A 12530-nucleotide genomic window follows, 5' to 3' on the forward strand; every position below is an offset into this window, starting at 1 on the left:
CCCCCCCCCCCCCCCCCCCCCCCCCCCCCCCCCCCCCCCCCCCCCCCCCCCCCCCCCCCCCCCCCCCCCCCCCCCCCCCCCCCCCCCCCCCCCCCCACGGTGAGGGATGACGTCGGCACACACGAACGACGAGGGCGGGTCCGGATGTCCCGGACCCGCCCTCGTCGTTCGTGCGTTCGTGCTGCGGAGCTCAGACGCCCGCGGCGACAGCAGCGGGTTCGGCCGCGATCAGCCGGGCCCGCTCCTCCTCGCTCATCCCGCCCCACACGCCGTACGGCTCGCGCACGGCCAGGGCGTGCTTGAGGCACGCGTCGACGACCGGGCACCGGCCGCAGACGGCCTTGGCCGCGCTCTGCCGTCGCGCCCGGGCCGGCCCGCGCTCACCGTCGGGGTGGAAGAAGAGGGACGTGTTCTCGCCACGGCATGCGCCGTGGAGCTGCCAGTCCCAGACCTCGGCGACGGGCGTCGGGAGTCTGCGGATGTCGGCCATGTCTCCTCCAGGACTCGATCGGCCGGAGGGGGCTGTCCGGCTGCAAGGGGCCGGGTGCCCTCGGCGTCCCACCGTCAAACACAGCCGATTCGCAACTTTTTGCGGCTGTGCTCTCCGTCACCGCCCATCGGGCCTGCTCACCCCCGGGGGTGAGGGCGTCTGTTCCCCCGGTCGGGAGTCGATCAAGGTGGCTCCAGGTCGCGTCGACGTCCGGGAGGGGGACGACCCGGACAGCGGCGCGACCTGCGCAGAGGTGGAGGGCCCGGAGCGGGCCCTCCACCCGAGCGGCACCCGGTCGGGCGCTTCCCGACCGGCTGGGGGGTCCCGTCCGCCGAGCGGCCGGGAGGAGTGAGGAGCAGGCGTGATCGAGGACAGGATGCGTGCACCCGTGCACGGCGCGACCGTGTGGGTGTACGACGAGCGACGGCGGGTCCGTGACGACGTCGCCTCGCGGCTGGTCGCCCTGCCGTTCGTCGGCCGGGTGGAGGTCGTCGGGGACGCGCAGTCGCTGATGTCCCGCCTCGCGACCCGCACGCCCGACGTCCTGGTCGTCGGCACCCAGCGCGCCGTCGACACCGGCCTCTCGGCCGCCACGCAGGCGCTCCGGGCGCACCCGGGGCTGCCGGTGCTGGTGCTCGGTGCCCCCGACGACGCCGAGAGCGTCCGGGCCGCCGTCGCCTTCGGCGCCCGGGGCTACCTCCGCTGGGACGCGACCGCGATCGAGATGGGCCTCGGCCTCTCCCGCGTCGGCCTGCGCGCAGACGGCGGCCGCATCCCGCAGCAGCAGGTCGCCCAGCCCGTGCCGGCGTGGAACGGAGCCGCGCCGCTGGCCGGCTCGGCGCCCACCACGGTCCGCTCGACCGTGCGCGACGCCGCGCCCACCGTGGCGCTGTCCATGCGGGAGATGCAGGTGCTCACCGGGATGAGCCAGGGCAAGAGCAACGCCCAGATCGGCCGGGAGCTCTACCTCTCGGAGGACACGATCAAGACCCACGCGCGGCGGCTGTTCCGCAAGCTGGGTGCGAAGGACCGCGCCGAGGCGGTGGCCACCGGCTTCCGCCGCGGCATCATGTCCTGACCGGAGGCTCACCGCCCAGATGCGCCTGGTGGCGGTCATCCGACCTCGGTTGACCGCCACCACACGTATATCGGTGCGTCACGCACCTGCAGGGTTGCGCCGAGTGGGCCCCGGAGGGTCCCGCGCAGGCGCGACGGATGCGCTCAGCGACGCCGGGGGACGGCACGTGGCCGCGGTGCGCTCCGGAGGAGCGCAGTGTCGCTGCTCAGTCGTCGCGGGCGTGCCGGCCGGTGCGGCGGCCGGTGGGCTCGTCGCGCTCGGCGAGGGCCGCGACGCCGTCGGCGTACCCGCTGGCGTAGTCCCAGCTGACGTAGTCGTCCGGGTCGGGGTCGAACGGCGGCTCGTGCCGGCCGGTCTGCCCCTCGTCGAGCAGCTGGCGCAGGTTGGCCTGCATCAGCGCCCAGTCGACGTGGTGCTCCTCCTCGCAGTCGGGGCAGTCCACGACGACGCCCTTGATGCCGGTGGGTTCGAGCAGGGTGCGGAAGACCTCGAGCTCGGCCAGGTCGTCGAGGACCCCGGCGCGCTCCTCCATCGTGAGGGGCGGGGGGCCGGAGCCGTCGGCGGGGCCGAAGTCCGGTCCGGAGGCATCGTCGAACGGAGACACGGTCACACGGTAGCCGCCGAACAGGCGGAGCACCGCCCCTCGTGCGGCGCCGCCTACGATCGGGTCCAGGTCCCGCGCGCCCGTGAGGTGTGCCGGCCGGTGTCCGACCCGATCTGCCCCGAAGGGTGGCCGCGCACATGCAGCCCGACTCCGTGCCCGAGCTGCCGGCGAAGTTCGCCCGCCTCGGGCTCACCTACGACGACGTCCTCCTCGTCCCCGGGGCGTCCGACGTCGTCCCGGCCGAGGTGGACACCAGCAGCCGGGTGACCCGCCGGATCACGCTGGCCGTACCCCTGCTGTCCAGCGCGATGGACACCGTCACCGAGGCGCGCATGGCGATCGCCATGGCCCGGGTCGGCGGCATGGGTGTGCTGCACCGCAACCTCTCCGCGGAGGACCAGGCCGGCCAGGCCGACCTAGTGAAGCGGTCCGAGGCGGGCATGGTGACCAACCCCGTCACCTGCTCGCCCGACAACACCCTTGCCGAGGTCGACGCGCTCTCGGCGCGCTACCGCATCTCCGGCGCTCCGGTCGTCGACGCCGAGGGCGTGCTCGTCGGCATCGTCACCAACCGCGACATGCGGTTCGAGACCGACTTCAACCGCCTGGTCCGCGACGTGATGACGCCGATGCCGCTGATCACCGCGCCCGTGGGCGTGGACGCGGACACGGCGCTGGGCCTGCTCTCCAAGCACAAGATCGAGAAGCTGCCGCTGGTCGACGACGCCGGCCGGCTCCGCGGGCTGATCACCGTCAAGGACTTCGTCAAGCGCGACCAGTTCCCGCTCTCCACCAAGGACGCCGACGGGCGGCTGGTCGTGGGTGCGGCGCTGGGCGTGGGCGAGGACGCCTACAAGCGCGCCGGGCTGCTCGTCGACGCGGGCGTGGACGTGCTCGTCGTCGACACCGCGCACGGCCACCAGCGGGCGGTGCTGGAGATGGTCGCCCGCGTGAAGAAGGACTTCGGCGGCGACGCGGGCGTGGAGGTCGTCGGCGGCAACGTCGCCACCCGCGCCGGTGCGCAGGCGCTGGTCGACGCCGGCGCCGACGCGGTGAAGGTCGGCGTCGGCCCCGGGTCCATCTGCACCACCCGGGTGGTCGCCGGCGTCGGGGTCCCGCAGATCAGCGCCATCTACGAGGCGTGGCTGGCCGCCGGCCCGGCGGGTGTCCCGGTGATCGCCGACGGCGGGCTGCAGTACTCCGGCGACATCGCCAAGGCGCTGGTCGCCGGCGCCGACACGGTGATGATCGGCGGGCTGTTCGCCGGGGTCGAGGAGGCGCCGGGCGAGCTGGTCTTCATGAACGGCAAGCAGTACAAGACCTACCGCGGCATGGGCTCGCTGGGCGCCATGCAGAAGCGCGGCAACCAGTCGTTCAGCCGCGACCGCTACTTCGCCGACGACGTCCTCTCCGACGACAAGCTCGTCCCCGAGGGCATCGAGGGCCAGGTGCCCTACCGCGGCGCGCTGTCGGGGGTCGCCCACCAGATGGTCGGGGGCCTGCGTGCCTCCATGGGCTACGCCGGGGCCGCCACGATCGCCGATCTCAAGGAGCGCGGTCAGCTGACCCGCATCACCTCCGCCGGGCTGGTCGAGTCGCACCCCCATGACATCCAGATGACCGTCGAGGCACCGAACTACCGGGGGCGCTGAGCATGAGCGTGCGCGACACCGTCGAGATCGGCCTGAACCGCTTCGCCCGCCGGGGCTACGACCTGGACGAGGTCTCGATCGTCCCCTCCCGGCGCACCCGGGACGTCGACGACGTCTCGACCGCCTGGCAGATCGACGCCTTCCGGTTCGACATCCCGCTGGTGACCAGCCCGAGCGACGCCGTCGTCAGCCCGGCGACGGCGATCGCCGTCGGGCGGGCCGGCGGCCTGGGGGTGCTCAACGGCGAGGGCCTGTGGACCCGCTACGACGACCCGGCCGACGTGTACCGCCGGCTGGCGGAGGCGGCCGCGGCCGGCGCCCCGCCGGTGGCGCTGCTGCAGGAGGTCTACGCCGAGCCGGTGAAGGCCGACCTCATCGCCGCCCGCATCAAGGAGATGAGCGACGCCGGGGTCACCACGGCGATCCGGGTCTCCCCGCAGCACACCGAGCAGCTGGCGCCCGCGGCGCTGTCGGCCGGGGTGGACCTGCTGGTCATCCAGGGCACGATCGTCTCCGCCGAGCACGTGACCAGCCAGGGCGATGCGCTGAACCTCAAGGAGTTCATCGCCGACCTCGACGTCCCGGTGATCGTGGGCGGCGCGGCGAACTACACGACCGCGCTGCACCTCATGCGCACCGGCGCCGCCGGCGTCATCGTCGGCGTCGGCGCCGACACCTACTCCACGACCGACGCCGTCATGGGCATCCGGGTGCCGCTGGCCAGCGCGATCGCCGACGCCGCCGCGGCCCGCCGCGACTACCTCGACGAGACCGGCGGCCGGTACGTGCACGTCATCGCCAACGGCCGGATCGAGACCAGCGGCGGGATCGCCCGTGCGCTGGCCTGCGGCGCCGACGCCGTCCAGCTCGGGGAGCCGCTGCGGGTCGCCGCGGAGGCTCCCGCGGGCGGCGTCTGGTGGGACTCGGTGGCCGCCCACCCGCGGCTGCCGCGCGGGGCCACCTCGGCGCAGGCCGAGCCGGCCGGCTCCCTGGAGCAGGTGCTGCTCGGCCCGGCGGACTCCGCCGACGGGCGCACCAACCTCTTCGGGGCGCTCGCCCGCACGATGGCCAAGACCGGCTACTCGGACCTCAAGGAGTTCCAGCGCGTCGACCTCGTGATCGGCGGCTGAGCGTGGACTTCCCGACCGTCCTGGTCGTCGACTTCGGCGCCCAGTACGCCCAGCTGATCGCCCGCCGCATCCGCGAGGCCGGGGTCTACTCCGAGATCGTCTCCTCGGAGGTGCCGGCCGAGGAGATCGTCGCCCGCAAGCCGGCCGCGATCGTGCTCTCCGGCGGCCCCTCGAGCGTCTACGCGCCGGAGGCGCCGCAGATCGACCCCACGCTCTTCGAGTCGGGCGTGCCCGCCTTCGGCATCTGCTACGGCTTCCAGGCCATGGCCGCCTCGCTGGGCGGCACGGTGTCCCGCACCGGCGACCGCGAGTACGGCGGCACCCCGCTGACCGTCACCACCGGGGCCCGGCTCTTCGGCGACCTGCCGATCGAGCAGAACGTCTGGATGAGCCACGGCGACGCCGTCTCCGCCGCACCCCCCGGCTTCACCGTCACCGCCACCTCCACCGGCGCCCCCGTCGCCGCCTTCGAGGACGTCGACCGGCGGCTGGCCGGCGTGCAGTTCCATCCCGAGGTGCGGCACACCGCGCACGGGCAGACGGTGCTGGAGCACTTCCTGTTCGACATCGCCGGCCTGGCGCCGACGTGGACGATGAGCAACGTCGTCGACGAGCAGGTGACCGCGATCCGCGAGCGGATCGGGGACCGGCGGGCGCTGTGCGCGCTGTCCGGCGGCGTGGACTCCGCGGTGGCCGCGGCGCTGGTGCAGCGGGCCATCGGTGACAAGCTGACCTGCGTCTACGTCGACCACGGGCTGATGCGCGCGGGGGAGACCGAGCAGATCGAGCGGGACTTCGCCGCGACCACCGGCGCGGACCTGCGGGTCGTCGACGCGAGCGAGCAGTTCCTCGCCGCGCTCGCCGGGGTCAGCGACCCGGAGGAGAAGCGGAAGATCATCGGCCGCGAGTTCATCCGGGTGTTCGAGCAGGCGGCCACCGACGTCGTCGCCGACGCGCAGGCGCACGGCGAGACCGTCGACTTCCTGGTGCAGGGCACGCTCTACCCCGACGTCGTCGAGTCCGGCGGCGGCACCGGGACGGCGAACATCAAGAGCCACCACAACGTCGGCGGGCTCCCCGAGGACCTGCAGTTCACCCTGGTCGAGCCGCTGCGCACGCTGTTCAAGGACGAGGTGCGCGAGGTCGGCCGGCAGCTGGGCCTGCCCGACCGGCTGGTGCAGCGCCAGCCGTTCCCCGGCCCGGGGCTGGGCATCCGCATCGTCGGGGAGGTCACCCGCGAGCGGCTCGACGTGCTGCGCCAGGCAGACGCCATCGCCCGCGAGGAGCTCTCCGCGGCCAAGCTGGACGACGAGATCTGGCAGTGCCCGGTCGTGCTGCTGGCCGACGTCCGCTCGGTCGGCGTCCAGGGCGACGGGCGTACCTACGGCCACCCGGTGGTGCTGCGCCCGGTGTCCAGCGAGGACGCCATGACCGCCGACTGGACCCGGCTGCCCTACGACGTGCTGGCCCGGATCTCGACCCGGATCACCAACGAGGTCGAGGAGATCAACCGGGTCACCCTCGACGTCACGAGCAAGCCGCCGGGCACCATCGAGTGGGAGTGAGCGGGTCGGTCCCGCCGACCCCGCCGCCGATCAGCCGGCGGGTTCCGTAGCGGGCTGAGCTCCGCTCGGCACGGCTGCCCGGTCCGCGCCGACCGGGTCCGGTCCGCCGGCCGCGGTTCGCTCCTCCGGGTGGTCCGGCGCGCCGGATCCCGGCGGGTGTGGTCTCTTCGACGACGGCCACGCCGCCGAGGACCCCGGAGGACGAGTGAGTTTCGAGCCGTGGCCGCTCCTGCCGAGCCTGGGCGTCCTCGCCGCGATGGCGGTCGTCATCGTGATCGCCGGGGTCCGGCTGACCCGCGTCGCCGACTCCCTCGCGGAGCGCACCGGCCTCGGTGACGCCATCGGCGGAGCCCTGCTGCTGGGTGCGGTGACGTCGCTGCCGGGCAACGTCACCGTGCTCACCGGTGCGCTGGAGGGCGACGCCGGGTTCGCCCTGGCGAACCCGATCGGCGGCATCGCGCTGCAGACCGTCTGGCTGGCGATCGCCGACCTGCTCTACCGCCGGGTCAACCTCGAGCACGCGGCGGCCTCGCTGCAGAACGTCCTCCAGTCGGTCCTGCTCATCGCCATGCTCGCGGTCCCGGTCGTCGCCTACGCCACGCCCGATCTGCAGCTGGGCTGGATCCACCCCATGACGCTGCTGATCCCCGCGCTCTACGCCTACGGGTTGACGCTGCTCCGGCGGATGCAGCACCAGCCGATGTGGCAGCCGGTGCACACCGACCAGACCGCCGACGACGACGAGGGCGCCGCCGACGGGAACGGCGACGGCGACGGCAACGGCAACGGCAACGGCGACGGCGAGGACGAGGACGGCGACGGCGACGGTGGCGGCGCGCGGAACGGCAACGGCGACGAGCGCTCCACCGCGCGGTTGTGGGGGCTGCTCGCGGCGCTCGGGCTGGTGACCGGGGTGGCGGGCTGGATCGTGGGCCGCGCCGGGCTCAGCGTGGTCGCCCGGGCCGGGCTCGACAGCGGCGTCGTCGGCTTCACCCTCACCACGGCGATCAGCTCGCTGCCCGAGCTGGTGGTCCTGCTGACCGCCGTGCGGATGGGGCAGCTCACGCTCGGCGTCGGCAACATCGTCGGCGGGAACGTCTACGACATCCTGATGATCTCCGTGGCGGACGTCGGCTATCTGGAGGGTCCGATCTACCGGGACGCCGGCCCGACCAGCCTGGTCCTGGTCGGCGGCACGCTGGTCATGGCCGCGGTGCTGGCCGCCGGGCTGCTCATGCGCGACCGGAAGTGGATCGGCTTCGAGGGCGTCTCCATCCCGCTGATCTACGTGGGCACCGTCGTCCTCGCCCTCGTGGGGTGAGCGCGCCGAGGGCCCGGGAGCGTCCGCTCCCGGGCCCTCGCCGTCCGCCTCTCCCGCCGGTCAGCCGCGGCTGCGCGGCCTCCGGAGCTCCCGCACGAGCAGCGCGACCCCGGCGCCGACGAGCAGCACCCACAGCAGGGCGCCGTCGTCGAACAGCCGCACCGGCAGGTCGCCGCCGACCATCGTGGTGACCGCCAGGACCAGGAACAGCAGCCCCGGCACCAGCGCGACCAGGTCCACCGTCCGGCGGGGCTCCGGCTGGGGCCGGTCCTCGGTCTCCAGGGGGGCGACCATCTGCCACTGCTGCTCCTGCCAGGCGGTCGGCGTGGTCGGGAACTCGCTGTAGTCAGCCACGGGACACCTCCACGTCACCCAGACCGCTGTCGATCACCAGGTCGATCTCCGGCTCCCCGTCGTCGGTCCAGGGCCGCGACCCCGTGCCGGGGAAGAAGCCCGACCCGAACTCGTCGGCGCCGAAGACCTCCGCGTTCCCCACCCCCTGGTCGACCCGGACCCGGGCATCGGCGGAGCGGGGCAGGATCACCTCGATGTCGCCGATGCCGTGCTCGACGCGGACGTCCAGGACCGCCGCGAGATCGTCCATCGGCACGTCGGAGAGGTCGACGGTGAGGTCGCCGACGCCACCGGCGTAGGACTCGCGCACGTCGTCGACGGTGCGCGGGTGGAAGGTGCGGTCGCCCACGCCGCCGCCGGCCGACGGCGTCGCCGAGGCGATCGCCAGCGCCAGGGAGAGGATCACGCCCAGGGCGATCAGCCCGCCCCGGGCGTTCCGGCCCCGGGTGACGGCCGCGGCGACCAGGCCCAGGCCGACCACGAGCAGCGCCGTCGCCAGGTAGCCCTCGGCGCCGACGTCCCAGCCGGTGAGCCGGCTGACCAGCACCAGCAGGCCGACGACGATGAGCAGTCCGGCGACGGTCACGCCCGGCACCGGGGACCGGGGGCCGGCGGGCCCGCGGGTGCGGGCCACGGCGGCGGGCTGCCCGGGAGCCGGGGGGGCGGCGCCGTCCGGGCCGGCCGGCATGAGCAGCCACAGCAGCAGGTACACCAGGACGCCGGTGCCGCCGGCCAGGGCGAGGGCGACGAAGCCGACCCGCCACAGGAGAGCGTCGATGCCGCTGTACTCGGCGAGGCCGCCGCCCACGCCGCCGATCACCTTGTCGGAGCGGCTGCGGCGGAGCTCGGTGCGGGCCGGTGGCCCCGGCGGTGGCGCCCACGGCGGTGGTTCCACCGCGGGCGGAGCGGGAGGGGGTGCGGAGGTCATGGCAGCGAGCCTGCCGACCCCCGGGGCCGGTGACCATCAGGGAACCCCCCGAACCGACCCTGGTTCTCTTAAGGGGTGATCACCGGTGTCGTCGGGCGGGCCGCCGGTGCGACGATCGGTACCGTGACCACGACCGTCGGCCCCGCGCCGCGCCCGCCGCTGGCGCGCCCGAGCGACGGTCGGCTCATCGCCGGGGTCGCGGCCGGCACCGCCGCGCACCTGCGCCAGGACCCGCTGGTCGTGCGGGTGGCGTTCGTGCTGCTGGCCACCACGGGCATCGGGATCATCGCCTACGCGCTGCTCTGGATGACCATGTCCGTCGCCGCACCGGGCGAGGAGGCCCCGCCGACCCCCGGCTGGCGCCCCGCCGGTGCCCGGCAGTGGATCGCCCTCGTCGCCGTCGGCCTGGTGGCCGCGAGCCTGCTGGGTCAGTTGACGAAGTGGACCAGCAGCGACGTCGTGCTCCCGCTGATCCTGCTGGGCGGCGGGCTGACGGTGATCTGGCGGCAGCTGGACACCGACCGGACGCTCGCCGTCGCCGGGGTGCGCTGGGCGCTGGCCGGTGGGGTCGTCGTGGTGGGCGCCGGGCTGTTCCTGCTGCTGGCCACCACCGGCCAGCTCGCCAACGCCCGCAACGGCTTCGCCGCGACCCTGCTCATCCTGACCGGGGTCGTCCTGGCGACCGCGCCGCTGTGGCGGCGGCTGCTGGACTCCCGGGCGGCGGAGCGCGCCGCCCGCATCCGGTCGGAGGAGCGTGCCGCCGTCGCCGCCCACCTGCACGACTCGGTGCTGCAGACCCTGGCCCTGATCCAGCGCAACGCCGAGGAGCCGCAGGCGGTCAGCCGGCTCGCCCGCAGCCAGGAGCGCGAGCTGCGCGCCTGGCTCTACGACCCGGCCGTGGTGCGGGAGGGCGGCACCTGGGCCGGCCTCGTGGCCGCGATGGTGGCCGAGGTGGAGGCCGACCACGCGCTCACCGTGGACCCCGTCGTCGTGGGCGACGCCGCCGTCGACGACGACCTGGCCGCGCTGGGCGCCGCCACCCGCGAGGCGCTGCTCAACGCCGCCAAGCACTCCGGCGCGGTCTCCGCGGACCTCTACACCGAGGTCACGCCGGACCAGGTGTCGGTGTTCGTCCGGGACCGCGGGAAGGGCTTCGACCCGGGCACGGTGCCCGACGACCGGCGCGGCCTCCGCGACTCGGTGCACGGCCGGCTGACCCACCTGGGTGGCACGGCGCAGGTGCGGTCGACGCCGGGGGAGGGGACCGAGGTGGAGCTGGTCCTGCCGAGGAGGAGCACGTGAGTCCGCGGGTGTTCGTGGTCGACGACCACGCGATGGTGCGCACCGGCGTCCGGGCGGAGCTGGGCGCCGACGTCACCGTCGTCGGGGAGGCGGCCGACGTCGCCGCCGCGATCGACGGCATCCGCGCCACCCGTCCCGACGTCGTCCTGCTGGACGTGCACATGCCCGGCGGTGGCGGCCGCGCCGTGCTCGAGACGCTGCGCGGCGAGCTGCCCGAGGTGAAGTGGCTCGCGCTGTCGGTGTCCGACGCAGCCGAGGACGTCATCGCCGTGATCCGGGCGGGGGCGCGCGGCTACGTCACCAAGACGATCTCCGGGCCGGACCTGCTCGACGCCGTCCGCCGGGTCGCCGACGGCGACGTCGTCTTCAGCCCCCGGCTGGCCGGCTTCGTGCTGGACGCCTTCGCCGCCGGTGGCGCCGTCGCCCCCGAGCCGGCGGAGGCGACCGATCCCGGGCTGGACCTGCTCAGCGCGCGCGAGCGCGAGGTGATGCAGCTGCTGGCCCGCGGCTACACCTACCGGGAGATCGGGTCCCGGCTGTTCATCTCGGTGAAGACGGTGGAGTCGCACGCGTCCAACGTGCTCCGCAAGCTGCAGCTGTCCAACCGCAACGAACTCACCCGCTGGGCGGCGACCAACCGGCTGCTCTGACCCGGGCGACGACTGGCCGCTGCGGTCCGCCTCCGCTAAGCATGTGTCCGACCACACAGGCGGCCTGCTGAGCAGGCCCGGAGGAGAGAGGACGGCCGCCATGCTGCGCACCCTGTCGCGCCCGCTGGTCGCGGGCGTGGAGAGGTACCTGCCGGGGGCGTTCGTCTTCGCGGTGGTGCTGACCGTGATCGTCGCGATCCTCGCGCTGGTCTTCGGCGACATCGGGCCCGCCGCGCTGACCCGGGCCTGGGGCGACGGGCTGGCCGGGCTGCTGGCGTTCATGACCCAGGTCGCGCTCGTGCTGCTGCTGGGCTACACGCTGGCGCTGACCCGGCCGGTCAAGGCGGGGCTGACCCGCATCGCCTCCGTGCCCAAGAGCCCGCGGGCGGCGTACGCGTTCGTCGCGTTCGTCTCGGCGGTCGCCTCGCTGATCAGCTTCGGCCTGGGCCTGGTGGTCGGCGGGGTGATCGCCCTCGAGGTCGGCCGCGCCGCCCGCCGCCGCGGCATGCAGCTGCACTACCCGCTGCTGGTGGCCAGCGCCTACTCCGGCTTCGCGGTCTGGCACATGGGCTACAGCGCCACCGGCCCGCTCGCCGCCGCGACGCCGGGCAGCTTCGTCGAGGAGGCGATCGGCCGGACGATCCCGATCAGCGAGACGGTCTACTCGCCCTGGAACCTCATCGCGATCGTCGTCGCCGTGGCGGCGATCCTCGGCACGGTGGTGCTCCTGGCGCCCAAGGGCAAGGACCGGATCATCGAGCTGCCCGAGCGCATGGGCGAGGAGGAGGCCGACGTCGCGCTGACGACCCCCGGAACCCCTGCCGAGCGCATGGAGGCCTCCCGGGTGGTCACCCTCATCCCCGGCGTCGCCCTGCTGATCTACCTCGGCGTGTACTTCGCGCAGGAGGGCTTCAACCTCACGCTGGACATCGTCAACTGGTCGTTCCTCGCCGCAATCCTGCTGATCGTGCGCAGCCCGGCCGAGCTCGCCGAGCTGGTCGGCGGGGCGGTCCGCACCGTCGGCGAGGTGCTGCTGCAGTACCCGCTCTACGCCGGGATCATCGGCATGATGACCGCCTCCGGGCTGGCGGCGCAGCTGAGCGGGTGGTTCACCGAGTTCTCCAGCCCCGGCACCCTGGGGCTGTTCGCGTTCCTCTCGGCCGGCCTGCTGAACCTGTTCGTCCCGAGCGGCGGCGGGCAGTTCGCCGTGCAGGCGCCGATCTTCCTGGACGCGGCGGACTCGCTCGGCGTCGACCCGGCCGTCATCACGATGGCGATCGCCTACGGCGACCAGTGGACGAACATGATCCAGCCGTTCTGGGCGCTGCCGCTGCTGGCGGTCGCCGGCCTCGGGGTCCGGGACATCTTCGGGTTCACCGCGATCACCTGCCTGGTCACCGGCATCGTGTTCGCCGGCACCCTGCTCGTCCTCGGCGGCGGCTGACCGGGGGCGCGG

Annotated in this window: 12 protein-coding genes; 8 read left to right on the top strand and 4 right to left on the bottom strand. The window is 74.2% G+C overall.

The genetic code is table 11. The features are described from left to right. Positions 1-190 precede the first annotated feature (190 nt). Positions 191-490 carry a WhiB family transcriptional regulator gene (locus ACI790_RS18945; RefSeq protein ID WP_347057976.1) on the bottom strand — a complete coding sequence of 100 codons (300 nt, stop codon included), beginning with the start codon at positions 488-490 and terminating at the stop codon, positions 191-193. A gap of 361 nt (positions 491-851) precedes the next feature. On the opposite strand from ACI790_RS18945, the gene ACI790_RS18950 reads away from it, so the two are divergent. Continuing rightward, the gene (locus ACI790_RS18950; protein ID WP_456571340.1) at positions 852-1568 is read left to right on the top strand and encodes a response regulator transcription factor; all 717 of its coding nucleotides are present in this window, start codon (positions 852-854) and stop codon (positions 1566-1568) included. A 205-nt stretch (positions 1569-1773) separates the two neighbouring features. On the opposite strand, the gene ACI790_RS18955 is transcribed toward ACI790_RS18950, so the two are convergent. Then, positions 1774-2172, bottom strand: coding sequence for a DUF5319 family protein (locus tag ACI790_RS18955; protein ID WP_456571341.1), 399 nt, complete (start codon positions 2170-2172; stop codon positions 1774-1776). A gap of 137 nt (positions 2173-2309) precedes the next feature. On the opposite strand from ACI790_RS18955, the gene guaB reads away from it, so the two are divergent. The 4 genes from guaB (at position 2310) to ACI790_RS18975 (ending at position 7840) form a co-directional block, all read left to right on the top strand. Continuing rightward, entirely contained in the window at positions 2310-3824 is a 1515-nt protein-coding gene (gene guaB, locus ACI790_RS18960) for an IMP dehydrogenase (RefSeq protein WP_456571342.1), read from the top strand. A gap of 2 nt (positions 3825-3826) precedes the next feature. After that, positions 3827-4954: a GuaB3 family IMP dehydrogenase-related protein gene (locus ACI790_RS18965; protein ID WP_456571343.1), complete on the top strand. Its 1128-nt coding sequence runs from the start codon at positions 3827-3829 to the stop codon at positions 4952-4954. 2 nt (positions 4955-4956) lie between these two features. Beyond that, the gene (guaA, locus tag ACI790_RS18970; RefSeq protein WP_456571344.1) at positions 4957-6519 is read left to right on the top strand and encodes a glutamine-hydrolyzing GMP synthase; all 1563 of its coding nucleotides are present in this window, start codon (positions 4957-4959) and stop codon (positions 6517-6519) included. A 205-nt stretch (positions 6520-6724) separates the two neighbouring features. Continuing rightward, positions 6725-7840 carry a sodium:calcium antiporter gene (locus ACI790_RS18975; RefSeq protein ID WP_456571345.1) on the top strand — a complete coding sequence of 372 codons (1116 nt, stop codon included), beginning with the start codon at positions 6725-6727 and terminating at the stop codon, positions 7838-7840. Positions 7841-7900: 60 nt separating this feature from the next. On the opposite strand, the gene ACI790_RS18980 is transcribed toward ACI790_RS18975, so the two are convergent. Together ACI790_RS18980 and ACI790_RS18985 are read right to left on the bottom strand one after the other, a co-directional pair. Beyond that, a complete protein-coding gene (locus ACI790_RS18980) occupies positions 7901-8194 on the bottom strand; it encodes a hypothetical protein (protein ID WP_456571346.1) in 294 nt (97 codons plus the stop codon). Beyond that, positions 8187-9122 carry a PspC domain-containing protein gene (locus tag ACI790_RS18985; protein ID WP_456571347.1) on the bottom strand — a complete coding sequence of 312 codons (936 nt, stop codon included), beginning with the start codon at positions 9120-9122 and terminating at the stop codon, positions 8187-8189. The genes ACI790_RS18980 and ACI790_RS18985 overlap by 8 nt, the downstream gene beginning before the upstream one ends. Before the next feature lie 123 nt (positions 9123-9245). Between ACI790_RS18985 and ACI790_RS18990 the strand changes: the two genes are divergently transcribed. The 3 genes from ACI790_RS18990 to ACI790_RS19000 all read left to right on the top strand — a co-directional run bounded on the left by ACI790_RS18990 (position 9246) and on the right by ACI790_RS19000 (position 12518). Beyond that, complete coding sequence (locus tag ACI790_RS18990; protein ID WP_456571348.1) at positions 9246-10424, top strand: ATP-binding protein; 1179 nt, start codon at positions 9246-9248, stop codon at positions 10422-10424. Further along, positions 10421-11074, top strand: coding sequence for a response regulator (locus ACI790_RS18995; RefSeq protein ID WP_456571349.1), 654 nt, complete (start codon positions 10421-10423; stop codon positions 11072-11074). The genes ACI790_RS18990 and ACI790_RS18995 overlap by 4 nt, the downstream gene beginning before the upstream one ends. 100 nt (positions 11075-11174) lie before the next feature. Continuing rightward, positions 11175-12518 (top strand): short-chain fatty acid transporter, encoded by a 1344-nt coding sequence (locus ACI790_RS19000; RefSeq protein WP_456571350.1) that lies wholly within the window; start codon positions 11175-11177, stop codon positions 12516-12518. The last annotated feature ends 12 nt before the right edge of the window (positions 12519-12530 follow it).

The sequence above is a fragment of the Blastococcus sp. SYSU DS0539 genome (genome assembly GCF_054050855.1).